This window comes from Klebsiella sp. D5A, assembly GCF_001620885.1.
Lineage (GTDB): Bacteria > Pseudomonadota > Gammaproteobacteria > Enterobacterales > Enterobacteriaceae > Klebsiella > Klebsiella variicola.
Window position 1 is genome coordinate 203,520 of sequence record NZ_KV407481.1, and the last position, 26,547, is coordinate 230,066.

The window sequence follows — 26,547 nt, forward strand, 5'->3', positions numbered from 1 at the left end:
GACCAGTGCCCTCAGCCTTGCGGCTGGGGGCAACGCTGTTCCTTCCACTGCGCCACCGCAGCAATTCTCCGCCGCGTCAGCTCTTCGCGAATTTCCGCCCCTTTAAAGCCCGCCGCCACTACCTCTTTGGTGGAGACAGACTGCGCCACTTCCCAGGCCTCCAGAAGCAGGCGCCCTTGCGGGTAATCGCTGGCCTCGAAACCGGTGCGTCCGCGGACGTCGGCTTCGCTGGTGAGGGCGATCTGCTGCACGCGCTGCGGTTTGCGCCAGGCGTCAATGCTGTCGAAGAGTTTGACGAGGGTTTTCGGCTGCAGGATCGGCAGGGTGTGGATCAAGTCATGGTACTCCGCCACCAGTTTCGCGAGATCGCGGATATCGTTTGGCACCCGCAGACGCGCGCAGATCTGTTCTACCAGCTTGACGCCCGCCGGGCCATGGCCGTGGTGACGCGGCCAGAGCGCTTTCGGCGTCAGTCCTTTACCGAGGTCATGACACAGGGTGGCGAAACGCACGTCGACATCCGGCGACAGCATCGCGGCCATCGTGACGGTCATCAGGGTGTGCAGGCCGGTATCGATTTCCGGGTGCCACTTCGCCGGGGCCGGCACGCCGTACAGCGCGTCAATTTCCGGAAACAGCACCTTAAGAGCCTGGCAGTCGCGCAGCGTCTGGAAAAAGACCTGCGGATTGCGGGTGGTTAACGCGCTTTCCGTCTCTTTCCACACCCGCTCCGGCGTTAAATGCGCCAGCTCACCGGCCTCAACCATCGCATGCATCAGGGCCTGGGTTTCTTCGGCAATGCGAAAGCCCAGATGCGCATAGCGGGCAGCAAAGCGCGCCACACGCAGCACGCGCAGCGGATCTTCGCTAAAGGCGGGAGAGACATGGCGCAGCAGGCGCAGGCGAAGATCGTTTTGCCCGCCGTAGGGGTCGATGATCGTGCCATCGGCGTCCTGGGCGAGGGCGTTGACCGTCAGGTCGCGGCGCAGCAGATCGGCTTCGAGGGTCACGTCCGGGGCGGCATAGCAGGTAAAACCGGTATAGCCCGCGCCGGATTTGCGCTCGGTACGGGCCAGGGCATACTCCTCCCGGCTTTGCGGATGGAGGAACACGGGAAAGTCGCGGCCTACCTGTTGGTAGCCCGCGTCAAGCATCTGTTGCGGGGTGGCGCCCACCACCACCCAGTCTCGGTCTTTGACCGGCAGCCCTAATAGCGCATCGCGCACCGCACCGCCGACCAGATAGCTCTTCACGCCCGATTCTCCCGTATCTGTTTTTCGCAAGATGATACGTAAGTCTGGCAGAGAAGACGAATTAGTTCATCCACCGGTCTTTACGTTTGCGGCTTGGCACCAGATGCGGCAGCACCAGACCCAGCAGCAGACCGACGCCGAGCACGCCGCCGCCGTACATGAACCACTGCATGATAATGGTGCGCTGTTTGTCATCAAGCTGCAGATTCGCCGCATTCACCTTCTTCTGCGCGACCACCAGCTCGTTTTTCAACTTCTGGTTCTCGTCCTTCAGCGCGTTAATCGCGCTGTCGCTGCCGGCGACTTTCTTCTGCATATCCGCCGTACGCTGGTTCCAGGTGGCGTCGATGTTGTTCAGCTTATCGGTCAGCGTTTTGACCTGGTTTTCCAGATCCGGGACGCGGGTGCGCAGGCTGGGCTCATTGCTCAGCTCTTTCAACGGGATCCAGGCGGTACGGCCATTGCTGTCGCGGACCTGCGCGTAACTGGTGCTGTCGTTCGTTTGCAGCACCGACACTTCTTCCCCGGCGTTGATGGTGCCGACCAGACGATAATTATCGCCCGGGCCGCTGCGAACCCAGGTGTTCAGCTCATCGGAAACGTAGCGCTTTTCTTCTGCGTGAACCGCCGTAGCGGCGCTAAGCGCGAGCAAAGTAAAAGTAATCAGGCGTAATTTTGGCATCAGGTCATCGTTTGGTCATAAAAAGTGGAACGATAGTAGAGGCATCGCCAGAGCGACGCAAAGTTTTCCACCACAATCGGAATCATCCAGGAGGTGGCCCGGCAAAAAGCGCGTTGCATGGCGATTCGCCGCAAAATACTATCTACTGACAAAAAATATCGTCGTAAGTTCGCCGCAATTTGTCGGCGCAGCACAGAAGCGGAAGAATTCAGTCATGGCTCAAGAAATCGAACTCAAGTTTATCGTCGCTCAGAATGGGGTAGAGACGCTGCGCGAGCAGCTCAATGCGCTCGAGGCGAAACATACGCCTGCGGGCCAGTTACTGAACATTTATTACGAAACCGCCGATAACTGGCTGCGTCGTCACGATATGGGGCTGCGCATCCGCGGCGACCAGGGGCGTTATGAAATGACGCTGAAAATTGCCGGCCGGGTGGTAGGGGGGCTGCACCAGCGTCCGGAATACAATATCCCACTGGATAAACCGGAGCTGGCGCTTGAGCGCCTGCCGGCGGAGGTCTGGCCGCAAGGCGAGCTCCCGGCCGCGCTGGCGGAGCATGTCCAGCCGCTGTTCAGCACTGATTTTGCTCGTGAACGTTGGGTGATACAGGAAGGGAATAGTGAGATTGAGATCGCCCTCGATCGCGGCGAAGTGAAGGCTGGCGAACATCAGGAGCCGATCTGCGAACTGGAGCTGGAGCTGCTTGCCGGGGAGACTGCCGATCTGCTGCGCCTTGCGCACCGTCTGCTGGAGAGCGGCGTCCTGCGTCAGGGGAGCCTGAGCAAAGCCGCGCGCGGGTATCATCTGGCGCAAGGCAATGGCGAGCGTCCCGTCACCTCGCTGACGGTGCTGGCGGTGGCGGCGAAGGCCAGCGTGGAGCAAGGGCTGGAGGCGGCGCTGGAGAGCGCCCTGGCGCACTGGCTGTATCACGACGAAGTATGGCTGCGCGGCAATGCGAAAGCCAAAGCGGAAATCCTGCTGGCGTTAGCCCGCGTGCGCCATACCCTCGTGCTGTTCGGCGGCATCGTGCCGCGTAAGGCGACCACCCAGCTCCGCGCGTTGCTGAACGACGCCGAAGCCGTTCTGCTGGCCGCGGACACCGCCGACGAGGCGTTATTCCGCACCGAGGTCGTCGGCGCCAAACTGGCCCTGACTGAATGGCTGGTCCAGCGCGGCTGGCGTCCGTTCCTCAACGAGGCGGGAGAGAAAAAAATAGCCGGATCGTTCAAACGGTTTGCCGATATTAACCTCTCGCGGGTGGCAGCCGAGCTGCGCGGCGCCGTGCAGCATCTGGCGGTCGAAGATGCCGCCGACCAGTTGCCGAAGCTGTCCCGTGACATCGACAGCGTCCAGCTGCTGGCGGGCGCCTATGGCGACGCCGTCGCGCCGTGGCTGGAGAACTGGCAGGAGCTTCACCGTGCAATAGCACATGACGATCGCAGCGTCTTTGAATATTTCCGTCGCCAGGCGCTGGCTGCCGAGCCGTTCTGGCTGCATAGTGGAAAACGATAATTTCAGGCCAGGGAGCCCTTATGATGCCGCTTTCTCCGCAATTACAGCAGCACTGGCAGACGGTCGCTGACCGTCTGCCAGCGGATTTTCCCATTGCCGAACTGAGCCCACAGGCCAGGTCGGTCATGGCGTTCAGCGATTTTGTCGAACAGAGTGTGATCGCCCAGCCGGGCTGGCTGAATGAGCTTGCGGACTCCTCGCCGGAGGCGGAAGAGTGGCGGCATTACGAGGCCTGGCTGCAGGATCGCCTGCAGGCCGTCACTGACGAAGCGGGGTTGATGCGAGAGCTGCGTCTCTTCCGCCGCCAGATGATGGTCCGCATCGCCTGGGCGCAGGCGCTGTCGCTGGTGAGCGAAGAAGAGACCCTGCAGCAGCTGAGCGCCCTGGCGGAGACCCTGATTGTCGCCGCCCGCGACTGGCTATACGCCGCCTGCTGTAAGGAGTGGGGAACGCCATGCAATGCCGAGGGCCAGCCGCAGCCGCTGCTGATCCTCGGGATGGGAAAGCTGGGCGGCGGCGAGCTGAACTTCTCTTCCGATATCGATCTGATCTTTGCCTGGCCTGAGCATGGCGCCACCCGCGGCGGCCGCCGCGAGCTGGATAACGCCCAGTTCTTTACCCGTCTGGGGCAGCGGCTGATCAAGGCCCTTGACCAGCCGACGCAGGATGGCTTTGTCTATCGGGTTGACATGCGCCTGCGGCCGTTTGGCGACAGTGGGCCGCTGGTACTCAGCTTTGCGGCACTGGAAGATTATTACCAGGAGCAGGGTCGGGACTGGGAACGCTATGCGATGGTGAAAGCGCGGATCATGGGCGATAACGACGGCGTGTACGCCAGCGAGTTGCGCGCGATGCTCCGTCCTTTCGTCTTCCGCCGTTATATCGACTTCAGCGTGATCCAGTCGCTGCGTAACATGAAAGGCATGATCGCCCGCGAAGTGCGGCGTCGCGGGCTGAAAGACAACATCAAGCTCGGCGCCGGCGGGATCCGTGAAATTGAGTTTATCGTTCAGGTCTTTCAGCTGATCCGCGGTGGTCGCGAACCTGCACTGCAGCAGCGCGCCCTGCTGCCGACGCTGGCGGCGATTGATGAGCTACATCTGCTGCCGGAAGGCGACGCGGCGCTGCTGCGCGAGGCCTATCTGTTCCTGCGCCGGCTGGAAAACCTGCTGCAAAGCATCAACGATGAACAGACCCAGACCCTGCCGCAGGATGAACTTAACCGCGCCAGGCTGGCGTGGGGGATGCATACCGAAGACTGGGAGACGCTGAGCGCGCAGCTGGCGAGCCAGATGGCCAACGTGCGGCGAGTGTTTAATGAACTGATCGGCGATGATGAGGATCAGTCCCCGGATGAGCAACTGGCCGAGTACTGGCGCGAGCTGTGGCAGGATGCGCTGGAAGAAGATGACGCCAGCTCGGCGCTGGCGCATTTAAACGATACCGACCGCCGTAGCGTGCTGGCGCTGATTGCCGATTTTCGTAAAGAGCTGGATCGGCGCACCATCGGCCCGCGCGGCCGCCAGGTGCTGGATCAGCTGATGCCGCATCTGCTGAGCGAAATCTGCTCGCGCGCCGATGCGCCGCTGCCTCTGGCGCGGATCACGCCGCTGTTGACCGGGATCGTCACCCGTACCACCTATCTTGAGCTGCTGAGCGAATTCCCCGGCGCGCTGAAGCACCTGATCACGCTCTGCGCGGCGTCGCCGATGGTCGCCAGCCAGCTGGCGCGCCACCCGCTGCTGCTGGATGAGCTGCTGGATCCCAACACCCTCTATCAGCCGACGGCGACCGATGCCTATCGCGACGAGCTGCGCCAGTACCTGCTGCGCGTGCCGGAAGAGGATGAAGAGCAGCAGCTGGAGGCGTTGCGCCAGTTTAAGCAGGCGCAGCAGCTGCATATCGCGGCGGCGGATATCGCTGGCACCCTGCCGGTGATGAAGGTCAGCGATCACTTAACCTGGCTTGCCGAAGCGATCCTCGACGCGGTGGTGCAGCAGGCATGGGGGCAGATGGTCGCTCGCTACGGCCAGCCGACCCACCTGCACGATCGCCAGGGTCGCGGCTTCGCCGTTGTCGGCTACGGTAAGCTCGGCGGCTGGGAGCTGGGCTACAGCTCCGATCTCGATCTGGTGTTCCTCCATGACTGCCCGGCGGAGGTGATGACCGACGGCGAGCGGGAGATTGACGGCCGTCAGTTCTACCTGCGGCTGGCCCAGCGGATCATGCACCTGTTCAGCACCCGCACCTCGTCCGGTATTCTCTACGAAGTGGACGCCCGGCTGCGTCCTTCTGGCGCGGCGGGGATGCTGGTCACCACCGCCGACGCGTTTGCTGACTATCAGCAGAACGAAGCCTGGACGTGGGAACATCAGGCGCTGGTGCGCGCCCGCGTGGTCTATGGCGACCCGGCGCTGCAGGCGCGCTTTGACGCCATTCGTCGCGATATCCTGACCACCCCGCGGGAGGGGACGACCCTGCAGACCGAGGTTCGCGAGATGCGCGAGAAGATGCGCGCCCACCTTGGCAACAAACATCCCGATCGTTTTGATATCAAAGCCGATGCCGGCGGGATCACCGATATTGAATTTATTACCCAGTATCTGGTCCTACGCTATGCCAGTGACAAGCCGAAGCTGACCCGCTGGTCTGACAACGTGCGTATTCTTGAGCTGCTGGCGCAGAACGACATCATGGACGAGGAGGAGGCGCGCGCCTTAACGCATGCATACACCACCTTGCGTGATGCGCTCCATCACCTGGCCCTGCAGGAGCAGCCGGGACACGTGGCGCCAGAGGCTTTCAGCCGGGAGCGTCAGCAGGTCAGCGCCAGCTGGCAGAAGTGGCTGATGGCTTAACTATAAAATCGGGTGTGCTATTATCGCGCGCAAAGTTTGCGTCTCGCAGGAGAGAGTCATGAAAGTAACGCTGCCGGAGTTTGAACGTGCAGGAGTGTTGGTGGTGGGTGATGTGATGCTGGACCGCTACTGGTACGGCCCCACCAGTCGTATTTCCCCGGAAGCCCCGGTGCCGGTGGTGAAGGTGGAAAATATCGAAGAACGTCCTGGCGGCGCGGCAAACGTAGCGATGAACATCGCCTCCCTGGGGGCAACGTCGCGCCTGGTGGGATTGACCGGGATTGATGACGCTGCCCGCGCGCTGAGCCAGGCGCTGGCCAATGTGAATGTGAAGTGCGACTTCGTCTCCGTCCCGACTCACCCGACCATCACCAAGCTGCGGGTGCTGTCGCGCAACCAGCAGCTGATCCGCCTCGACTTTGAAGAGGGCTTCTCCGGCGTGGATCCGCAGCCGATGCACGAGCGCATTCAGCAGGCGCTGGGCTCCATTGGCGCGCTGGTTCTCTCGGACTACGCCAAAGGGGCGCTGACCAGCGTCCAGACGATGATCAAGCTCGCCCGTGAAGCGGGCGTGCCGGTGCTGATCGATCCGAAAGGCACCGATTTCGAACGCTACCGCGGCGCGACGCTGCTCACCCCGAACCTCTCTGAGTTTGAAGCGGTGGTGGGCAAGTGTCAGGATGAAGCGGAGATCGTTGAGCGCGGCATGAAGCTCATCGCCGAATTCGAACTGTCAGCGCTGCTGGTGACGCGCTCTGAGCAGGGGATGACGCTGCTGCAGCCGGGGCGTCCGCCGCTGCATATGCCGACCCAGGCCCAGGAAGTGTACGACGTGACCGGTGCCGGCGACACGGTGATTGGCGTGCTGGCGGCGACCCTGGCCTCCGGCAACACCCTGGAAGAGGCCTGCTATTTCGCCAACGCCGCGGCGGGCGTGGTGGTCGGTAAGCTGGGGACCTCCACCGTTTCCCCTGTCGAGCTGGAAAACGCGGTCCGCGGCCGGGCTGAGACCGGCTTTGGCGTGATGAGCGAAGAGGAACTCAAACAGGCGGTTGCGGCAGCGCGCAAGCGCGGTGAGAAAGTGGTGATGACCAACGGGGTCTTCGACATTCTGCATGCCGGCCATGTCTCCTATCTGGCGAATGCGCGCAAGCTGGGCGACCGTCTGATCGTGGCGGTCAACAGCGATGCCTCAACCAAACGTCTGAAAGGCGAAACCCGCCCGGTGAACCCGCTGGAACAGCGGATGATCGTGCTGGGGGCGCTGGAGGCCGTCGACTGGGTGGTCTCCTTCGAGGAAGACACCCCGCAGCGGCTGATTGCCGGTATCCTGCCGGACCTGCTGGTCAAAGGCGGCGATTATAAGCCGGAACAGATCGCCGGCAGCGAAGAGGTCTGGGCTAACGGCGGCGAAGTGCTGGTGCTCAACTTTGAAGATGGTTGCTCGACCACCAATATTATTAAGAAAATACAAAAAGATAGCGATAAATAATCTTTTCGCTATTCACCGGCTTGTACGGTGAAGCATCACGGCCCGCGATGGAGATATCGCGGGCCGTTTTTATTTAATCATGTGGAAAATGATTTAGCGCAATAAATAATCATATTAAGCGCATTTTTCGTACAAATCGCGTTAAGGTAAGCGTAAATACTGAAGTGAGTAAAGGCATATGACTGATCAGAACATCCACCGCTGAAGGAGTATGCGCATGAACCATAACGATATGTATTCAATGAAGAATTTTGATTTTTTGGCGCGGAGTTTCGCCAGAATGCACGCGCAAGGCCAGCCAGTTGATCTTCAGGCTATTGTCGGCAATATGGATGAAGAGCATCGTGAATGGTTTTGCCAGCGTTATGAACTTTACTGTCGTCAGGTAAACAGCCCGGCGGAAGCCGCCCACTAAGCCAAACGCAAAACGGGCCCCTGAGGGCCCGTTTTTTACGGCTGCTCTTCGCTGCCAGGCGTCGCTGCCTGGCGGTTTTCGAGGTCATTCAGACGCTGCTCCAGCAGCGCCAGTTTTTCGCGGGTCCGCAGCAAAACCTGAGTCTGTACGTCAAACTCTTCGCGGCTGACCAGATCCAGGCGGGTCAGCTGCGACTGTAGCGCCTGGCGGATTTTCTTCTCAACATCCTCACCCAGATCGCGAAGTCCTTTTGGCATCGACTCATGGACCTGGCGGGCGATTTGTTCAATTTTTTTCGGGTCAATCATGGTGGTTTCCTGCTCGGGTCGGATGATTGATCATTGTAGTGCGAACCAGGCCGCCTATAAACCAGAAATGTTTGAAGCTTATGCATTGCCGAGGATAGTCAATAGCGTTATAGTTATCTCGCTTATTCTCAGGGCGGGGCGAAATTCCCCACCGGCGGTAAATCAACCATTGCGTTGAAAGCCCGCGAGCGCTTCCCGTGACTACGGGAAGGTCAGCAGATCCGGTGTAATTCCGGGGCCGACGGTTAAAGTCCGGATGGGAGAGAGTAACGGCACAGTCGGGCCCAGGCCCGCTCGCGTTGACTTTTGCCGCTAAACCGGCGCTCCTAAGACTGCCCTGATTCTGGTAACCATAATTTTAATGAGGTTTTTTTACCATGAATCAGACGCTCCTTTCTTCTTTTGGTACCGCTTTTGAACGTGTGGAACACGCTTTGGACGCCCTGCGCGAAGGCCGCGGCGTGATGGTGCTTGATGATGAAGACCGTGAAAACGAAGGCGATATGATCTTCGCCGCCGAAACCATGACCGTTGAGCAGATGGCGCTGACCATTCGTCACGGCAGCGGCATTGTGTGCCTGTGCCTGACCGAAGATCGCCGCAAACAGCTGGATCTGCCGATGATGGTTGAGAACAACACCAGCGCCTACGGCACCGGCTTTACCGTGACCATCGAAGCGGCCGAAGGTGTGACCACCGGCGTCTCCGCTGCCGACCGCGTGACCACCGTCCGCGCGGCCATTGCCGACGGCGCGAAACCTTCCGATCTCAACCGTCCTGGCCACGTTTTCCCGCTGCGTGCGCAGCCGGGTGGCGTACTGACCCGCGGCGGCCACACTGAAGCTACTATCGACCTCGTGACCCTGGCTGGCTTTAAACCCGCAGGCGTGCTGTGCGAGCTGACCAACGACGATGGCACCATGGCGCGCGCGCCGGAGTGCATCAAGTTCGCTCAGCAGCACAATATGGCGGTAGTCACGATTGAAGATCTGGTGGCCTATCGTCGCGAACATGAGCGTAAAGCCAGCTAAATAGCGGTTCGCTACGCCCGACCACAGCCCACTTCTTAGTGGGCTGTGTTGTTTCTGCGCTTTAACCGATGCCCATCGTCTGGAGTACCACCAGGCTCAACCCCATGACCGACATCCCGCACAAAACGCCATAGCTTGGGTTGCTTTGCGGATCGATCTCTTTCGCCAGCGGCATCAGTTCATCGACGGACAGTGCCACCATAATCCCGGCGACGGCAGCCATGATCGCTCCCATCACCAGCGGTGAGACCAGACTCCCCAGAATCAGCCACGCCAGCACGCCGCCCAAAATTTCCGCCATGCCGGAAAGCCCGGCCCAGAGCACCGCCTTGCTGCGCGATCCGGTGGCGGCATACACTGGCCCGGCAACGGCCAGTCCTTCAGGAATATTGTGCAGGGCAACGGCGAGGGCCACGCCCATGCCGAGTTCCAGGTTGTTGCTGGCCGTGACATAGGTGGCGATCCCTTCCGGGAAGTTATGCAGGCTGATACCTAACGTCAGCAGAATAGCGGTGCGACGTAAATTACGTGGACGCGGCGTGGCGGGGGTCATCAGATCCTGCGGGTGGGCGTGCGGCAGGAGGCGGTCAAGGCCGAAATAGCCCAGCAGGCCGATGACAAACATCCCGTAACCGAGCAGCGGCGACATGCCTTCGGCGGTCAGCGCGGCAGGCAGCATTTCCATCAATGAAATCAACAGCATGATCCCGGCGGCAAAGCCGAGGGAGAAGCCAAGCAGACGGTTAGAGGGTTTCTGACCAATCACGCCGAATATGGCGCCAATAAAGGTTGCGCTACCGGCTAACAGCGTCAATATTAAGGGTGATGACATCGCTACTCTCCCTGTGAAAATAAGTGCATATGAGTATATTGCCTGAGGATGCGCGTACGGGACACGTCCCTTTACCGCGACTTACATTCAAATTTTCTGACGATCATCATCATGGTTATCTGAGTTTATCCTGGCGCAAAAGCGCGTAATGTGAGCACATCACATTGACACCCTAAGGATATCATCATGTCCCCTACCCGAATGCCCGCGTTGTTTCTCGGCCATGGCAGCCCAATGAACGTGCTGGAAGACAACATTTATACTCGCGCCTGGGCTCACCTGGGCGAAACCCTGCCGCGTCCGAAGGCGATTGTGGTGGTCTCTGCGCACTGGTTCACGCGCGGTACGGGCGTGACGGCGATGGAGGCCCCGAAGACCATTCACGACTTCGGCGGTTTCCCACAGGCGCTGTATGACACCCATTATCCGGCGCCGGGCTCTCCGGCGCTGGCGCAACGACTGGTGGAGCTGCTCTCGCCTGTGCCGGTCACTCTCGACAAAGAAGCCTGGGGATTTGACCATGGCTCGTGGGGCGTGCTGATTAAAATGTATCCGCAGGCGGATATCCCGATGGTTCAGTTGAGCATCGACAGCACCAAACCGCCGGCCTGGCATCTCGAAATGGGGCGGAAACTGGCCTCGCTGCGTGATGAAGGCATTATGCTGGTGGCCAGCGGCAACGTGGTGCATAACCTGCGCACCGCCCGCTGGCACGGCGAGAACACGCCATACCCATGGGCAGAGTCCTTCAATAACTACGTGAAGGCGAATCTGCAATGGCAGGGGCCGGACGAGCAGCACCCGCTGGTTAACTACCTGGCACACGAAGGAGGCTCGCTCTCCAACCCAACGGCGGAGCATTTCCTGCCGCTGCTATATATCCTGGGGGCGTGGGATGGTGTTGAAGCGATTACGATCCCGGTCGATGGCATCGAGATGGGCTCGCTGAGTATGCTGTCGGTGGTGGTTGGCGCCTGATGATAGTGCGCTCCGGCGATATCGTCGCCGGAGCGCGACATTATTCGACGAAAATGTGCGGATAGAAGCGCGACAGATCCTGAGTGATCAGCGCCCGATCTTCGCGAATGCCGATCCCGGCGGGCTGATCGTTGATGAGCCAGCTGCCAATCAGCGTGTAGCTGTCACCAAACTTCGGCAGGGGGTAAAACTCCTGCACGATGGTTCCTTCTTCCCCGTACGGACCTTCCACCGACTCCACGACCTTGCCCTGCTCAACAATGGAGACGTTGGCCCCTTCACGAGAGAAGATCGGCTTAATGACGAACTTCTCCATCTCCGGGTGGGCATCTTCGCTGAAGTAGGCCGCCAGCAGATTCGGGTGATTGGGGAACATTTCCCACAGCATCGGCAGCAACGCTTTGTTGGAGATAATGCTTTTCCACGCGGGCTCCAGCCAGCGCACGCCGGCGTCTTCCAGCTTGGTGGAGAACATCTCCCGCAGCATAAACTCCCACGGATAGAGCTTGAACAGGTTACCAATCACCTGATCCTGCAGATCGGTAAACTGACCTTTTTCGCCCAGACCGATATCTTCGATATAGAGGAATTCCGTCGCCAGGCCTGCTTCCGCGGCGCAGTCCTGCAGATACTGCACGGTGCCGCGATCTTCAACGGTATCGCGGCAGCAGGCCATATGCAGCAGCTGGAAGCCAAACTGCTCGCGCAGCTCGCCGAAGCGATCGATGAGCTTTTCCTGCAAACTATTGAACTGGTCGCTGCCCGCCGGCAGCTTGCCGGCGTTGAGCTGGTCTTCCAACCAGATCCACTGGAAGAAGGCCGCTTCATACAGCGAGGTCGGGGTGTCGGCATTGTTCTCCAGCAGCTTCGGCTCGCCGACGCCATCCCATGCCAGGTCGAGACGCGAGTAGAGCGACGGCTGGTTGGTTTTCCACGACTGGCGCACAAAGCCCCAGGTGTGTTTAGGGATGCGGAATTTAGTCATCAGCTCATCGCTGGCGATCACTTTCTCCACCACCTGGAGGCACATTTGATGCAGCTCGGCGGTGACTTCCTCCAGTTTTTCCACCTGCGCGAGGGTCAGCTTGTAATACGCCTCTTCGCTCCAGTAGGGCTCACCGTACATGGTGTGGAAGTTGAAACCGTACTCGGTCGCTTTCTCACGCCAGTCCGGGCGCTCGGTAATACTGACTCTTTCCATGTGAGTTAGCCGCCCATCGAGCGAGAAGAGGACGTTGAGCCTGCGGCGCTACGCTGCATAGTCGACTGCTTCGCCACCGACTCGCCAAAACCACCGCGGGTAACGGTGGTGGTGGTCGCTGGCTTCGGCGCCATCGCGGTTTTCGGCACGTTCATGGTGCGACCCGGCTGGGCGGCGCCATAGCTTTTGCCGCTCGCATCGGTGTATTGACCATAGGCCGGGCTGGCCGGGTTTTTCGAGCTGAACAGCGGCTGCTGTTGCGCCATGCCGCCGCCCATTAGGCGGCCCATCATATAGCCGGCCATCAGCGGCATCCAGAAGCTGCCGCTGCTTTGCGCCTGCGCCTGGTTTTCCGGGGCGACGCCCGCCTGGGCTGGCGTCTGCTGGCACTGGCCTTCGCCAAACTCGGCGACGCAGTCTTCCCGGGTGGCATATTTCGGCGCGGTGCGTTCTGCCTCTTTTACCGCGTTGGTGTAAGCCGTGGTGCACTCGGCTGCTTTGCCCGGATTGGCGGCGGAGCAGTCATCGGCGTTCTGGTATAGCGACACCGTTTCATCGCTTTTTTCACAACCGGCAAGCATAAAGACCGCGGTGACGGCCAGCGCGACCGGCGTCAGATGGCGTGCGCTCCAGCTTTTGCGGAACGACGAATGATTAATTTTTTTTGTCCGTTTCATATTTGTCTTCCAGGACCCAGTGGTATGGCGTGTGTTAACGCTCAGGATAGAGGATGAGTGGTGGAAAATGAAGCGAAGAGGGGCGCTAAGCGGGGGATCTTTACGTTGCCTTACGTTTAACGCATCGCCTGTCCGACGGACAGGCGATGCGCGTCACAGTATGGGTATTACTGACGGAACGGATTGCTGCCGCTGCTCTGGGTGGTCCGTGCGGACGCCGGTTTCACCGCTGCGGTAGTGTTGCCGTAGCCATCGGCGGTGGCATCCTGCTGTGGATTTTCCGGCGCGACGCTGTCTGCGGAGGTGGGGATCGGTTTGCCCAGCGTGTTGTTCAGGGCGACCAGATCCTGCTCGTTCAGGGTACCTAACGCCGACTTAATGTTCAGCTCGTTGATCAGGTAGTTATAGCGCGCATTGGAGAGCTGCTGCTTGGCGTTATACAGCGTGGTGGTGGCGTCGAGGACGTCAACGATGGTACGCGTACCCACCGAGTAGCCTGCTTCCATCGCATCCAGGGAGCTTTGCGCAGAGACCACCGCCTGTTTGTAGGCATTGATGCTGCTGATGGAGGCGTTCACGTTGTTAAACGACGAACGTACAGTCTGCACGACGCTGCGGTGGGCGCTTTCCAGCTGCTCGCTGGCGCCAACGAAGTTGTATTGCGCCTGTTTGACCTGCGAGGTCACCGCGCCACCCTGATACAGTGGCAGAGAGAAGTTCAGGCCGATTTGGTTCTGCCCGGCATCGTTATCCTGGTATTGCTGAGGATTATTATGGGTTTTTGAACCACTGTAGCTAGTATTCGATACCCCACTCGACGCGGATAGGCTGAGCGTCGGCAAATGCCCGTCCTGCGCCTGGCGAATCTGCTCGCGAGCCAGGTCCTGGTTCAGACGCGCCTGCAGCAGCGACAGGTTGCGGTTCTCCGCTTCCTTCAGCAGGGCGTTGACCGCCTGCGGCTTGTTGGTTTTGAAGCCATTCACATTCAGCGAGGCCAGCTCCGGATAGTAGTTACCGGTGACCTGGCGCAGTTCTTCGACGGCGTTGTCGAGATCGTTACGCGCGGTGACTTCGTTCGCCAGCACGGCGTCGTATTGTGAACGGGCGTTCTGTACGTCAGTGATCGCCACCAGGCCTACGTTAAAGCGCTGCGTGGTTTGATCCAACTGGCGGTAAATGGCCTGTTTCTGCGCTTCGGTATAGGAGAGCGTGTCGATGGCGGCCAGCACTTTAAAATAGGCCGTCGCGGTATTCAGAATCAGCGTTTGCTGATCGGTCTGATACGTGACATCCTGAATGCCTGCCGTTTTTTCCTGCAGCGTCAGGGCGCGCCATTTCGACATATCAAACAGAACCTGCGTTAACTGCAGCGAACCGCTGGTGACGTTTGAATTGATGCCGTTGCTGTCGCGATAGCCATTGTTATAGGTATAATCCGCTCCCAGCCCAAGCTGAGGCAGTAATGGACTGCGCGCTTCATTGATCTTTTCGAACGCGGCGTCACGATCGGCTGCCGATTTACGCAGATCGGGGTTGCTGATGCGCGCCTGCTGGTAAACCTGAAGCAGGTTTTCCGCCTGGCTCATGGCGCTGAACCCGGTCAGGCTCAGGCCGATAAGAATGGGGAGCAATTTCTTCATTTGCATTCCTTGTTGTGAAGCATTTAGCGCTGGTCTAATTCTAAGAAAAATTCCGCTGATTGTATCGATTCTGCCGCCGTAAAAAGTTGGCGTTACGTGCCATCCGGCGGTAATTTGCACCAATCTAACATACGGACCGTAAAACGGTAGCCAAACGGTCTGGAAATCCCTAATTTCGGATTAGCAGGACATGACAATGAGCAAACCCATTCAGCAGGGAATTACCTTCTTCAAAAATGATGTAGAAATTATTGCACGCGAAACGCTGTATCGTGGTTTTTTTTCGCTCGATTTATACCGTTTTCGCCACCGCCTGTTTAACGGCGGCATGAGCGGCGAAGTCACCCGTGAAATTTTTGAGCGCGGGCATGCCGCCGTCTTGCTACCCTTTGACCCGGTGCGGGACGAAGTGGTGCTCGTCGAACAAATCCGTATTGCCGCCTATGATACCAGCGAGAGCCCGTGGCTGCTCGAAATGGTCGCCGGCATGATCGAAGCGGGGGAAACGGTGGAAGACGTTGCCCGTCGGGAAGCGCTGGAGGAGGCCGGACTTGAAGTTGGGCGGACGAAACCAATATTAAGCTATCTGGCCAGTCCTGGCGGCACCAGCGAACGGTTATCGATCCTGGTGGGAGAAGTTGATGCATCCACGGCGAAAGGCATTCATGGCCTGGCCGAGGAAAACGAGGATATTCGGGTGCATGTGGTGAGCCGGGAACAGGCTTACCAGTGGGTAGAAGAGGGGAAAATCGATAACGCAGCCTCTGTCATCGCCTTGCAATGGCTGCAATTGCATTATCACAATTTACGAAACGAGTGGACAAAATGAAGCGTTATACACCTGACTTCCCTGAGATGATGCGCCTGTGCGAGACCAACTTCGCGCAGTTGCGCCGCCTGTTGCCGCGAACGGATGCAGCGGGTGAGAAGGTAAGTTATCAGGTGGGAAGCGCGCAGTATCGGTTAACGATAGTTGAATCGACCCGCTACACTACTTTGGTGGCGATAGAACAGACTCTGCCTGCGGTAAGCTACTGGAGCCTGCCGTCGATGACCGTTCGTCTCTACCATGACGCCATGGTGGCCGAAGTGTGTTCGAGTCAGCAGATCTTTCGCTTCAAAGCGCGGTATGATTATCCTAATAAAAAGTTGCATCAACGCGACGAAAAGCATCAAATTAACCAGTTTCTGGCCGACTGGCTGCGTTACTGTTTAGCACATGGAGCGATGGCGATTCCGGTTTGTTAGCGTCGTTAAACCTAAGGACACCATTTGGAAAGCCTGTTAAACCTACCTCTGGCTGGTGAGGCCAGAGTCAGGATCTTACAAATTACTGATACTCACCTGTTTGCTGAAAAACATGAAACGTTGTTAGGCATTAATACCTGGGAAAGTTATCAGGCCGTACTGTCGGCTATTCATGCCTCACAGCGTCCATGCGATCTGATTGTCGCAACAGGCGATCTGGCGCAGGACCACTCCTCCGCGGCCTATCAGCATTTTGCTGAGGGTATCGCGAGTTTTGCTGCACCCTGCGTCTGGCTACCGGGTAACCATGATTTCCAGCCGGCGATGTACAGTACGCTGCAGGCGTCAGGCATTTCACCCGCCAAGCGCGTGTTTCTCGGCGACCACTGGCAGATCCTGCTGCTGGACAGCCAGGTGTTTGGCGTTCCCCATGGCGAGCTGAGCGACTTCCAGCTGGAGTGGCTCGAACACAAGCTGGCAGAAGCGCCGGAGCGTTATACCTTACTCCTGCTGCACCACCATCCGCTGCCTGCTGGCTGTAGCTGGCTGGACCAACACAGCCTGCGCAACGCTGGCGCGCTGGACCGCGCGCTGAGCGCCTGGCCGCGGGTGAGACATCTGCTGTGCGGCCATATTCATCAGGAGCTGGATCTGGACTGGAATGGCCGGCGCATGATGGCGACGCCGTCGACCTGCGTCCAGTTCAAACCACACTGCGCCAATTTCACTCTGGATACCGTCTCACCCGGCTGGCGCTGGCTGGAGCTGCATCCTGACGGGACGCTGACCACCGAAGTGTGCCGCCTGGAAGGCGCCGAGTTCCACCCGGATATTGCTTCAGAAGGCTACTGATGGCGACGCTTCTTTATCTGCACGGCTTTAACAGTTCCCCGCGCTCGGCGAAGGCGATGGCGTTAAAGACCTGGCTGTCGCAGCAGCACCCCGACATCACCATGGTGGTACCGGAGCTGCCGCCTTATCCGGCTGAAACGGCAGAGCTGCTGGAATCCATTGTGCTGGAGCATGGCGGCGAGCCACTCGGGGTTGTGGGGTCGTCGCTGGGCGGCTACTACGCGACCTGGCTGTCGCAGTGCTTTATGGTGCCGGCGGTGGTCGTCAACCCGGCGGTGCGCCCGTTTGAACTGCTGAACAATTTTCTCGGCCACAATGAGAATCCATACACCGGGCAGCAATATGTGCTAGAGTCTCGCCATATTTACGATCTCAAGGTCATGCAAATCGACCCGCTTGAAGCGCCGGATTTACTCTGGCTGCTGCAGCAGACCGGGGATGAAGTGCTTGATTACCGCCAGGCCGTTCATTACTACGCCTCCTGCCGGCAAACGGTGGAGGAGGGCGGTAATCACGCATTTGTCGGCTTTGACGATCATTTCACTCAGATTATCGAATTTCTCGGCCTGTGCTAAACGGCCCTGAACGACCTACGAATACACACCATGACGCAATCTTCATATAACGCTGATGCCATTGAGGTACTCACCGGGCTAGAGCCGGTGCGCCGCCGTCCGGGCATGTATACCGACACCACCCGTCCTAACCATCTTGGTCAGGAAGTTATTGATAACAGTGTCGATGAAGCGCTGGCAGGCCACGCCAAACGCGTGGAAGTTATCCTTCATGCCGACCAGTCCCTGGAAGTCATTGACGACGGGCGCGGCATGCCGGTCGACATTCACCCGGAAGAAGGGGTGCCGGCGGTTGAGCTGATCCTCTGCCGACTGCACGCGGGCGGTAAGTTTTCCAACAAAAACTACCAGTTTTCCGGCGGCCTGCACGGGGTGGGGATCTCGGTGGTCAACGCCCTGTCAAAACGCGTAGAGGTAACGGTTCGTCGCGACGGTCAGGTCTACAGCATCGCCTTTGAAAACGGTGAAAAAGTAGAAGATCTACACGTCACCGGTACCTGTGGCAAACGCAATACCGGGACCAGCGTCCATTTCTGGCCGGACGAAAGCTTCTTCGACAGCCCGCGTTTCTCCGTTTCGCGTTTGACCCATCTGTTAAAAGCGAAAGCGGTGCTGTGCCCCGGCGTGGAAATCGTGTTTCGCGATCAGGTCAACGACAGCGAGCAGCGCTGGTGCTATGCCGATGGCCTTAACGACTACCTGTGCGAAGCCGTAAACGGCCTGCCGCTGCTGCCGGAAAAACCGTTCGTCGGCACATTCTCCGGCGAGACGGAAGCCGTGGACTGGGCGCTGCTGTGGCTGCCGGAAGGCGGCGAATTGCTGACCGAAAGCTACGTCAACCTGATCCCGACCATGCAGGGCGGGACGCACGTTAACGGTCTGCGTCAGGGACTGCTGGATGCGATGCGCGAGTTCTGCGAATACCGTAATATCCTGCCGCGCGGCGTGAAGCTGTCAGCGGAAGATATCTGGGATCGCTGCGCCTACGTGCTGTCGGTGAAAATGCAGGATCCGCAGTTCGCCGGGCAAACCAAAGAGCGTCTGTCGTCGCGCCAGTGCGCGGCGTTCGTCTCCGGCGTGGTGAAAGATGCCTTCAGTCTGTGGCTGAACCAGAACGTACAGGCTGCCGAACTGCTGGCGGAGATGGCTATCTCCAGTGCCCAGCGTCGTCTGCGCGCCGCCAAGAAAGTGGTGCGTAAAAAGCTGACCAGCGGTCCGGCATTGCCGGGTAAGCTGGCAGACTGCACCGCCCAGGACCTGAACCGCACCGAGCTGTTCCTCGTCGAAGGGGACTCGGCGGGCGGTTCAGCCAAGCAGGCGCGCGATCGCGAATATCAGGCGATCATGCCACTGAAAGGCAAGATCCTGAATACCTGGGAAGTCTCGTCCGATGAAGTGTTAGCTTCGCAAGAAGTGCACGACATTTCGGTGGCGATTGGTATTGACCCGGATAGCGATGATTTAAGCCAGCTGCGCTACGGCAAAATTTGTATTCTGGCGGATGCCGATTCCGATGGCCTGCACATTGCCACCCTGCTGTGCGCGCTGTTTGTGAGACATTTCCGTACCCTGGTGAAAGAGGGGCACGTCTACGTGGCGCTGCCGCCGCTGTACCGTATCGATCTCGGTAAAGAGGTCTACTACGCGCTGACGGAAGAAGAAAAAACCGGCGTGCTGGAGCAGCTGAAGCGTAAGAAGGGCAAGCCAAACGTCCAGCGCTTTAAAGGTCTGGGTGAGATGAACCCAATGCAGCTGCGGGAAACCACGCTTGATCCGAATACCCGCCGGCTGGTGCAACTGGTGATCAGCGATGAGGATGAGCAGCAGACCACGGCGATGATGGACATGCTGCTGGCCAAGAAGCGTTCCGAAGACCGTCGCAACTGGCTGCAGGAGAAGGGCGATATGGCGGATCTGGAAGTGTAAGTCTGTACGCTGCGCCTGACGTAAAAGGGAGCCTCAGGCTCCCTTTTTCATTTCACGACTGCGTCGGCGGGCTTAGACGCCAGGCTGCAGGATACGGATGGTGGTCTCCAGCACATCGCCTTTGACCGCTTCCGACCAGGCTTTCATGTGCGGCGTTTGCAGGTGCGCTTCAAGATGCGCGACGCTTTCCCACTGCTCCACCATGACGATAGAGTCGGGGGCCGTGGTCTGGAAGCTGACGCCGGCGGCATGATCTACCATGGGCGCGTAGCCGTGGCAGCCGGCCTCCTGCAAAACGGTCGGAATGATTTTCGCGAACTGATCGAGAACCGCCTGACGGTGGTGCTGGCCCGGGCGGGTACGGATTTCTGCAATCACTGTTAACATGGTTAACTCAACTCCTTCTGTGTGTATCTCGTCATACTCCAGGTTCGAATAACTCGAAATATGTAGAGCGTAGACCTGTAGTTAACCAAAAATTTCCGCCAGATGCTTGCGATATTCTGCGATATACCGTGGGACATCAGGCATTTTAATCACGTCGTTGGCGATAAAGGTCGGCAGCGCTTCCATTCCCAGGAACTGGTTAGCCTTATGGAACGGCAGGTAAACGCCGTCAACGCCGACGCCGTGGAAGAACTGGTCTTCGTCGGTGAAGGCTTCCATCGGCGCGTTCCAGGTCAGGGAGAGCATATATTTTTTCCCCTGCACCAGGCCGCCGGAGCCATATTTTTTGCTGGCGTCGGAGCGGGTACGACCGTCGCTGGCGTACAGCGAGCCGTGGCCTTCGGTAAAGACATCATCCATATATTTCTTCACCGTCCACGGGGCGCCCATCCACCAGCCCGGCATCTGCCAGATCACCACATCGGCCCAGAGGAAATTCTGCACTTCTGCTTTTACGTCGTACTCGCTTTCGGCGCGAACGCTTTTAACATCGTGCCCGGCGTCGCGCAGATAACTCTCCGCGACCTCGGTCAGGGTGTCGTTCAGCTGGCCATTCGAGTGCGCGAACTTTTTTGCGCCATTGATAATCAGGATGTTGCTCATCATTTGTCCTCAATCTTGAAAATTTGCCGATGATCTTACCCCGCGAAGCGGGGCAGTAAAATGAGCAAAATGTGCAAAGTCTTTTGCCAAATGAGCAATAATCTCGCTACCAGTACACGCGGGCTTCGAAGCCGCCGTCGCGCGCGTTGGCGAAATCAACCTGCATGCCGTGCAGCGAGGCGATGCGTCGGACGATAGACAGGCCCAGGCCGCTGCCCGGCGCCTCCTGCCCCGGCGGGCGATAAAAACGCTCGCCGATGCGCGCCAGCGCCTGCGGGCTAATGCCTGGGCCGTTATCACGCACCCGAAACTCGCGGGCGTTGAGGGTGATATCAACCTGGCTGCCGCGCGGGCTATAGCGTACGGCATTATCCAGCAGGTTGCGCACCAGCAGGCTGAGCAGCAGCGGCTGGCCGGTGTGAACGATATGACTGGCATTCAGGTGTAGGCGTAGTTCAATGGCGGACTGCTGCGCATGGTGATACATCTCCATGACCGCCGACTGCAGCAGGTCGTCGATGGCGACCGGCTGCACGTCGTCCAGTTGGGCGAGTGAGTCCAGCCGCGACAGCGTCAGCAGTTGATCGACCAGCCGGGTGGCGCGATCGATCCCCTGGTGGAGCTGGGCCAGCGCTTTCTCACGTCCTTCTGCATCGTCCATAGAGAGCTGGGCGACGTCGGTCTGTACCTTCAGCGCCGCCAGCGGGCTGCGCAGCTCATGGGCGGCATCAGAGGTAAACCGACGTTCGCGCAGCATGGCGTCATGGGTGCGCTGGAACAGCTGATTCAGAGCCTCGACCAGCGGGCGGACTTCGGAGGGGATCTTCTCCACGCTGAGCGATTCCGCTGAGTCCGGCGCGCGCAGGCGCAGCGTGCGCGCCAGCTTTTTCAACGGCGCCAGTTCGCGGCTTAACAGCACGATAAGCAGCACGAACATCAGCGGCAGGGCGATCATCCACGGGGTGAGCTGCGAGGTCACGATATCCATCGCCATTTCGCGCCGATAATCCCACTCCTGACCGACGACGATGCGATGACGACCATCGGCAGTGGTTAACCACAGGAAGCGCCACTCGTCATCATCGCCGCGCAGATAGCCATCACTGAACCCCTCGCGCTGCGAGTTCCACTGGATATCCTCCCCGTTCTCGCCGTCGTTGAGCACCATGGTGCCGTCGCGGGTGAAGATGGCGAACGCCAGCGCGTCGTCGTCGATGTGTCCATGCCGCACCTTTTTCTTTTCACCGAGCGATTCGGGCGGGGCGCGGAGTTCATCGAAATGCATGGCGCTCAGGCGGCGGGCGAACAGCAACTGCTGGGTATCGAACAGCTTATCCAGCTTTTTGCTGGTTTGCTGCCAGGCGATCACGCTGGCGACGCCCCAGGCGGCCGCGGTCAGCACAGCAAACAGCAGCGTCAGACGGACGCGCAGGCTCAGGCGGGCAAGTCGTTTCATGCGTCACCCAGGGTATAGCCTATGCCGTGGACAGTGCGGATAAATCCGCTACCGAGTTTGCGGCGCAGATGATGGACGTGAACTTCCACGGCGTTGCTGGAGACCTCGTCGTCCCAGGTGTAGAGCTTTTCCTCGATAAGCTTACGCGGCAGTACGCGACCAGCGTTACGCAGCAGCAGTTCCAGCAGGGCGAACTCTTTCGGCTTTAGCACCAGGCTCTCGCCGTCGAGGCTGGCGGTTAAGCGGTTCGGGTCGAGGCTCACCTTGCCGTGGCGCAACTCGCTGCTGCTCTGGCCGTGCGCGCGACGGATCAACGCTTCGAGGCGCGCCGCCACTTCAATCAGGGCGAAAGGTTTGCACAGATAGTCATCGGCGCCGAGCCGTAGCCCCTCCACTCGCTGGCTGAGCGCATCGCGGGCGGTAAGGATCAGCACTGGCTCATGGCGGCCCTTGTCCCGCCATTCGCGCAGAATATCGAGGCCATCGATGCCGGGGAGGGTGAGATCCAGGATTGCGGCGTCGTAGGGGGCGCTATATAAGGCATTTTTGCCCTCCAGCCCGGCGGTAAACCAGTCAATGCTGAAGCCCATTTTGCTCAGCCCGGCTTTGATGCCGTCGCCGATCAGCTTGTCATCTTCCACCAGTAATATGCGCATGTTTCCCTCCGACGATCCTGTTTCTTTGCGCAGTAAACCGCGTTGAAGCGGGTGATGTACAGCATTAAAATTTCTTTTTTCCGCTTAAGAAGTCGTTAAGTTTTGTCGGGCGTAATAGGAGCCATATCAACACGAAGGGAGAACACATCATGAAGAAAATTGCTGCGATGACCGCGATCGTTGCCCTGGTTTCCATGCCGGTGCTGGCTGCCGAACAGGGCGGGTTTACCGGTCCTTCTTCGACCACGCAGGTCAGTTCCACCGCGCAGGCTGGCGGATTCACCGGCCCGAGTGGCGCGGTGACCACCGTCGCCAATGCCAAATCGCTGCGGGACGATACCTGGGTGACCCTGCGCGGCAAGATCACCGAGCGCATTTCTGACGATCTGTATAAATTCCAGGATGCTTCCGGGGTGATCAATGTCGATATCGACCACAAGCGCTGGAACGGCGTGACCGTCGGCCCGCAGGACACAGTAGAAATTCAGGGGGAAGTCGATAAGGACTGGAACTCAGTAGAAATCGACGTTAAACAGATCCGTAAAATCGCGCCATAAGTCTTCGTCAGATAAGCGCAAGATCGGTCAGGCATCGCGATCCTCGCTCTGTCAGAGTATGTCGCGAGGAGGAGACGATGAACGATATTAAGGCCAGCCCGGCGTATGTCGGGCGCTTCCAGCGTGTCTGTAGGTACATTGCGCGCCATCTTGATGAGCCGCTGTCGCTGGAGGCGCTGAGCGCGATAGCGCACAGTTCGCCTTACCATTTTCACCGGCAATTTAGCGCTTATACCGGCATTCCATTGTACCGGTATATTCAGTGGTTGCGTCTGCGACGCGCCTGTTGGCGCCTGGCGTTCAACCCCCGCGATAAAGTCATCGATATTGCCCTTGATGCCGGATTTCAGAATGCGGAGTCGTTCAGTCGTGCCTTCCGTACCGCGTTTGACCAAAGCCCGACCCAATTCCGTCAGCAACCGGACTGGGCCGAGTGGCATCGACGCGTACCGAAACATACGCTACAGGAGCAAACGTCGATGGACGTCAATATCATTTCCTTCCCCACCACCCGGATAGCCGTACTGCAACATCGCGGCAGCCCGGACCTTGTCAACACCACCGCCGCGCGTTTTATCGCCTGGCGTAAGACGAGCGGATTATCGCCCGTCGCCACCAGCGATACCTGGGGTATCGCCTGGGACGATCCGCAGACCACCCCGCAGGGGGCATTTCGTTTTGATATCTGCGGTACGGTCGCTGGGCCGGTCGGTGAAAACGCCTTTGGCGTGATTAACGGCGAAATCCCCGGCGGACGCTGCGCCGTCGTGCGCCATCACGGCTCGCTGGACACGCTGGCGAACAGCGTTTGGTTTCTCTATCGCGACTGGTTACCCGCGTCAGGCGAGACGTTACGGGATTTTCCGGTGTACTTCCGTTACCTCAATTTTGTCCATGAGGTGGCTGAGCATGAACTGCAAACCGATATTTATCTGCCGCTGGCCTGATTAAGCGTGACGGAATCCTCAGCCGATCTCACGGCCTGTGACTCAGGGCGTGAGATCGGGTATTATCGCGGGTAGTTTTGCCGTCCGAACGGTCGGTACCCAGATTGAGGATCCACGATTAATGAGCGATATGGCAGAGCGCCTTGCGCTGCATGAATTTACGGAAAATGCTTACCTGAACTACTCCATGTACGTGATCATGGACAGGGCATTACCGTTTATTGGCGATGGCTTAAAACCGGTCCAGCGTCGCATCGTCTACGCGATGTCCGAGCTGGGGCTGAACGCCAGCGCGAAATTCAAAAAGTCCGCCCGCACCGTCGGCGACGTGTTGGGTAAATATCACCCGCACGGCGACAGCGCCTGCTATGAAGCGATGGTGCTGATGGCGCAGCCGTTCTCTTACCGTTACCCGCTGGTAGACGGGCAGGGAAACTGGGGTGCGCCGGACGATCCGAAATCCTTCGCCGCCATGCGTTACACCGAGTCCCGCCTGTCGAAGTATGCTGAACTGCTGCTCAGCGAGCTGGGACAGGGAACGGTCGACTGGGTACCAAACTTTGACGGGACGCTGCAGGAGCCGAAAATGCTGCCTGCGCGTCTACCGAACATCCTGCTTAATGGCACCACCGGCATCGCGGTGGGTATGGCCACTGATATTCCGCCGCACAACCTGCGTGAAGTGGCCAAAGCGGCTATTACCCTGATTGAGCAGCCGAAAACGACTCTCGACGAACTGCTGGATATCGTGCAGGGGCCGGATTTCCCGACCGAGGCGGAGATCATCACCTCGCGGGCGGAAATTCGCAAAATCTACCAGAACGGACGCGGCTCAGTGCGCATGCGCGCGGTGTGGAGCAAAGAGGACGGCGCGGTGGTGATTAGCGCGCTGCCGCACCAGGTTTCCGGCGCCAAAGTGCTGGAGCAGATTGCGGCGCAGATGCGCAATAAAAAGCTGCCGATGGTTGACGATCTGCGCGACGAATCGGACCACGAAAACCCGACCCGTCTGGTGATCGTCCCGCGCTCCAACCGGGTGGATATGGAACAGGTGATGAACCACCTGTTTGCTACTACCGATCTGGAAAAAAGCTACCGCATCAACCTCAATATGATCGGCCTCGACGGACGCCCGGCGGTGAAAAACCTGCTGGAGATCCTCAGCGAGTGGCTGGTGTTCCGTCGCGATACCGTGCGTCGCCGTCTGAACCATCGGTTAGAGAAAGTGCTTAAGCGCCTGCATATCCTTGAAGGTTTGCTGGTGGCGTTTCTCAATATCGATGAAGTGATCGAGATCATCCGCACCGAAGATGAACCGAAGCCAGCCCTGATGTCGCGCTTTGGCATCAGCGAAACCCAGGCGGAAGCGATTCTGGAATTAAAACTGCGCCACCTCGCCAAACTGGAAGAGATGAAGATCCGCGGCGAGCAGGACGAGCTGGAAAAAGAGCGCGACCAGCTGCAGGCGATTCTGGCTTCTGAGCGTAAAATGAACAACCTGCTGAAAAAAGAGCTGCAGGCTGATGCCGATGCTTTCGGTGACGAACGCCGCTCGCCGCTTCACGAACGTGAAGAAGCGAAAGCGATGAGCGAGCATGATATGCAGCCGTCTGAGCCAGTGACTATCGTTCTGTCGCAGATGGGCTGGGTGCGGAGCGCCAAAGGGCACGACATCGACGCTCAGGGCTTGAGCTATAAAGCGGGCGACAGCTGGAAGGCCTCGGCGAAAGGCAAGAGCAACCAGCCGGTGGTGTTTATCGATACCACCGGGCGCAGCTATGCCATCGATCCGATTACCCTGCCTTCCGCGCGTGGCCAGGGCGAGCCGCTTACCGGTAAGCTGACTCTGCCGCCGGGGGCGACCGTGGAACATATGCTGATGGAAAGCGACGATCGTAAGCTGCTGATGGCTTCCGACGCGGGCTACGGTTTTGTCTGCACCTTCAACGATCTGGTGGCGCGCAACCGTGCCGGTAAAGCGCTGATCACCCTGCCTGACAACGCGCACGTGATGCCGCCGCTGGTGATTGAGGACGAGTCCGATATGCTGCTGGCCATCACGGCAGCCGGACGGATGCTGATGTTCCCGGTGAGCGATCTACCGCAGCTGTCGAAAGGCAAGGGCAACAAAATTATCAGCATTCCTGCGGCGGAAGCCGCCGCCGGGCAGGATGGCCTGGCGCATCTGTTTATCCTGCCACCGCAGAGCACGCTCACCATCCATGTTGGCAAACGGAAAATCAAACTGCGTCCGGAAGAGCTGCAAAAAGTCACCGGCGAGCGTGGTCGCCGCGGTTCGCTGATGCGCGGGCTGCAGAAGATCGACCGTGTTGAAATCGACTCGCCGCGCCGCGCCGCGGCAGGCGATAGTGAAGAGTAAACGCCACTCCTCCCGTCTTT

General features: G+C 59.0%; 25 protein-coding genes, 1 pseudogene and 1 riboswitch. Of the genes and pseudogenes, 14 read left to right on the forward strand and 12 right to left on the reverse strand.

What is annotated here, in order from left to right:
• Positions 1-11: 11 nt before the first annotated feature.
• Positions 12-1,253, reverse strand: a complete 1,242-nt coding sequence (locus AS136_RS01015) for a multifunctional CCA addition/repair protein (RefSeq protein ID WP_008806528.1) — start codon at positions 1,251-1,253, stop codon at positions 12-14.
• A gap of 61 nt (positions 1,254-1,314) precedes the next feature.
• Positions 1,315-1,935: a TIGR04211 family SH3 domain-containing protein gene (locus tag AS136_RS01020; RefSeq protein ID WP_008806527.1), complete on the reverse strand. Its 621-nt coding sequence runs from the start codon at positions 1,933-1,935 to the stop codon at positions 1,315-1,317.
• Positions 1,936-2,149: 214 nt separating this feature from the next.
• On the opposite strand from AS136_RS01020, the gene AS136_RS01025 reads away from it, so the two are divergent.
• The 3 genes from AS136_RS01025 to hldE are packed head-to-tail and all read left to right on the forward strand — an operon-like array spanning position 2,150 to position 7,798.
• On the forward strand, positions 2,150-3,448 hold the full coding sequence (locus AS136_RS01025) for a CYTH domain-containing protein (RefSeq protein ID WP_022064948.1): 1,299 nt from the start codon (positions 2,150-2,152) through the stop codon (positions 3,446-3,448).
• Between the two features lie 20 nt (positions 3,449-3,468).
• On the forward strand, positions 3,469-6,306 hold the full coding sequence (gene glnE / locus AS136_RS01030; protein WP_023323286.1) for a bifunctional [glutamate--ammonia ligase]-adenylyl-L-tyrosine phosphorylase/[glutamate--ammonia-ligase] adenylyltransferase: 2,838 nt from the start codon (positions 3,469-3,471) through the stop codon (positions 6,304-6,306).
• A gap of 58 nt (positions 6,307-6,364) precedes the next feature.
• Positions 6,365-7,798 carry a bifunctional D-glycero-beta-D-manno-heptose-7-phosphate kinase/D-glycero-beta-D-manno-heptose 1-phosphate adenylyltransferase HldE gene (hldE, locus tag AS136_RS01035; RefSeq protein WP_012540541.1) on the forward strand — a complete coding sequence of 478 codons (1,434 nt, stop codon included), beginning with the start codon at positions 6,365-6,367 and terminating at the stop codon, positions 7,796-7,798.
• Between the two features lie 77 nt (positions 7,799-7,875).
• Here the strand turns inward: hldE and AS136_RS28540 are convergent.
• Positions 7,876-8,024 (reverse strand): annotated as a pseudogene (locus AS136_RS28540) (hypothetical protein).
• On the opposite strand from AS136_RS28540, the gene glgS reads away from it, so the two are divergent.
• On the forward strand, positions 8,016-8,213 hold the full coding sequence (gene glgS, locus AS136_RS01040; protein ID WP_004205248.1) for a cell surface composition regulator GlgS: 198 nt from the start codon (positions 8,016-8,018) through the stop codon (positions 8,211-8,213). The pseudogene AS136_RS28540 and the gene glgS overlap by 9 nt on opposite strands.
• A gap of 35 nt (positions 8,214-8,248) precedes the next feature.
• Here glgS and ubiK read toward each other — a convergent pair whose 3' ends face one another.
• Positions 8,249-8,521: a ubiquinone biosynthesis accessory factor UbiK gene (gene ubiK, locus AS136_RS01045; protein WP_008806522.1), complete on the reverse strand. Its 273-nt coding sequence runs from the start codon at positions 8,519-8,521 to the stop codon at positions 8,249-8,251.
• Between the two features lie 120 nt (positions 8,522-8,641).
• A riboswitch (FMN riboswitch) is annotated at positions 8,642-8,793 on the forward strand.
• Between the two features lie 105 nt (positions 8,794-8,898).
• On the opposite strand from ubiK, the gene ribB reads away from it, so the two are divergent.
• Entirely contained in the window at positions 8,899-9,552 is a 654-nt protein-coding gene (ribB, locus tag AS136_RS01050; RefSeq protein ID WP_004174356.1) for a 3,4-dihydroxy-2-butanone-4-phosphate synthase, read from the forward strand.
• A gap of 61 nt (positions 9,553-9,613) precedes the next feature.
• On the opposite strand, the gene zupT is transcribed toward ribB, so the two are convergent.
• Entirely contained in the window at positions 9,614-10,384 is a 771-nt protein-coding gene (gene zupT, locus AS136_RS01055) for a zinc transporter ZupT (protein WP_008806521.1), read from the reverse strand.
• A 186-nt stretch (positions 10,385-10,570) separates the two neighbouring features.
• On the opposite strand from zupT, the gene ygiD reads away from it, so the two are divergent.
• Entirely contained in the window at positions 10,571-11,362 is a 792-nt protein-coding gene (ygiD, locus tag AS136_RS01060; RefSeq protein ID WP_008806520.1) for a 4,5-DOPA-extradiol-dioxygenase, read from the forward strand.
• A 40-nt stretch (positions 11,363-11,402) separates the two neighbouring features.
• On the opposite strand, the gene AS136_RS01065 is transcribed toward ygiD, so the two are convergent.
• The 3 genes from AS136_RS01065 to tolC form a co-directional block, all read right to left on the reverse strand.
• Entirely contained in the window at positions 11,403-12,563 is a 1,161-nt protein-coding gene (locus AS136_RS01065; protein ID WP_016161840.1) for a glutathionylspermidine synthase family protein, read from the reverse strand.
• 5 nt (positions 12,564-12,568) lie between these two features.
• Complete coding sequence (locus tag AS136_RS01070; protein WP_008806518.1) at positions 12,569-13,240, reverse strand: DUF1190 family protein; 672 nt, start codon at positions 13,238-13,240, stop codon at positions 12,569-12,571.
• Positions 13,241-13,407: 167 nt separating this feature from the next.
• Positions 13,408-14,880: an outer membrane channel protein TolC gene (gene tolC / locus AS136_RS01075; RefSeq protein ID WP_008806517.1), complete on the reverse strand. Its 1,473-nt coding sequence runs from the start codon at positions 14,878-14,880 to the stop codon at positions 13,408-13,410.
• A gap of 196 nt (positions 14,881-15,076) precedes the next feature.
• Between tolC and nudF the strand changes: the two genes are divergently transcribed.
• Genes nudF through parE form a run of 5 tightly spaced genes read left to right on the forward strand, consistent with a single transcriptional unit; the run spans position 15,077 to position 19,481 of the window.
• Positions 15,077-15,709 carry an ADP-ribose diphosphatase gene (nudF, locus tag AS136_RS01080; protein ID WP_008806516.1) on the forward strand — a complete coding sequence of 211 codons (633 nt, stop codon included), beginning with the start codon at positions 15,077-15,079 and terminating at the stop codon, positions 15,707-15,709.
• The gene (locus AS136_RS01085; RefSeq protein WP_002916847.1) at positions 15,706-16,128 is read left to right on the forward strand and encodes a DUF1249 family protein; all 423 of its coding nucleotides are present in this window, start codon (positions 15,706-15,708) and stop codon (positions 16,126-16,128) included. The genes nudF and AS136_RS01085 overlap by 4 nt, the downstream gene beginning before the upstream one ends.
• Positions 16,129-16,152: 24 nt before the next feature.
• Positions 16,153-16,980 carry a 3',5'-cyclic-AMP phosphodiesterase gene (cpdA, locus tag AS136_RS01090; protein WP_008806515.1) on the forward strand — a complete coding sequence of 276 codons (828 nt, stop codon included), beginning with the start codon at positions 16,153-16,155 and terminating at the stop codon, positions 16,978-16,980.
• Entirely contained in the window at positions 16,980-17,555 is a 576-nt protein-coding gene (yqiA, locus tag AS136_RS01095; RefSeq protein ID WP_008806514.1) for an esterase YqiA, read from the forward strand. The genes cpdA and yqiA overlap by 1 nt, the downstream gene beginning before the upstream one ends.
• 30 nt (positions 17,556-17,585) lie before the next feature.
• Entirely contained in the window at positions 17,586-19,481 is a 1,896-nt protein-coding gene (gene parE, locus AS136_RS01100; protein ID WP_008806513.1) for a DNA topoisomerase IV subunit B, read from the forward strand.
• Positions 19,482-19,553: 72 nt separating this feature from the next.
• Here parE and AS136_RS01105 read toward each other — a convergent pair whose 3' ends face one another.
• The 4 genes from AS136_RS01105 to qseB all read right to left on the reverse strand — a co-directional run bounded on the left by AS136_RS01105 (position 19,554) and on the right by qseB (position 22,643).
• Positions 19,554-19,868 (reverse strand): putative quinol monooxygenase, encoded by a 315-nt coding sequence (locus tag AS136_RS01105; protein WP_008806512.1) that lies wholly within the window; start codon positions 19,866-19,868, stop codon positions 19,554-19,556.
• An 81-nt stretch (positions 19,869-19,949) separates the two neighbouring features.
• Positions 19,950-20,531 (reverse strand): NAD(P)H-dependent oxidoreductase, encoded by a 582-nt coding sequence (locus AS136_RS01110; protein WP_008806511.1) that lies wholly within the window; start codon positions 20,529-20,531, stop codon positions 19,950-19,952.
• Positions 20,532-20,637: 106 nt separating this feature from the next.
• Positions 20,638-21,987: a quorum sensing histidine kinase QseC gene (qseC, locus tag AS136_RS01115; protein ID WP_063266644.1), complete on the reverse strand. Its 1,350-nt coding sequence runs from the start codon at positions 21,985-21,987 to the stop codon at positions 20,638-20,640.
• The gene (gene qseB, locus AS136_RS01120; protein ID WP_008806509.1) at positions 21,984-22,643 is read right to left on the reverse strand and encodes a quorum sensing response regulator transcription factor QseB; all 660 of its coding nucleotides are present in this window, start codon (positions 22,641-22,643) and stop codon (positions 21,984-21,986) included. The genes qseC and qseB overlap by 4 nt, the downstream gene beginning before the upstream one ends.
• A gap of 149 nt (positions 22,644-22,792) precedes the next feature.
• Here qseB and AS136_RS01125 point away from each other — a divergent pair, with 149 nt between their 5' ends.
• From AS136_RS01125 to parC, 3 genes are all read left to right on the forward strand, one after another.
• A complete protein-coding gene (locus AS136_RS01125) occupies positions 22,793-23,200 on the forward strand; it encodes a YgiW/YdeI family stress tolerance OB fold protein (RefSeq protein ID WP_008806508.1) in 408 nt (135 codons plus the stop codon).
• Between the two features lie 77 nt (positions 23,201-23,277).
• Complete coding sequence (locus tag AS136_RS01130; RefSeq protein ID WP_063266645.1) at positions 23,278-24,147, forward strand: AraC family transcriptional regulator; 870 nt, start codon at positions 23,278-23,280, stop codon at positions 24,145-24,147.
• A 121-nt stretch (positions 24,148-24,268) separates the two neighbouring features.
• On the forward strand, positions 24,269-26,527 hold the full coding sequence (parC, locus tag AS136_RS01135) for a DNA topoisomerase IV subunit A (RefSeq protein ID WP_008806506.1): 2,259 nt from the start codon (positions 24,269-24,271) through the stop codon (positions 26,525-26,527).
• Positions 26,528-26,547 lie beyond the last annotated feature (20 nt).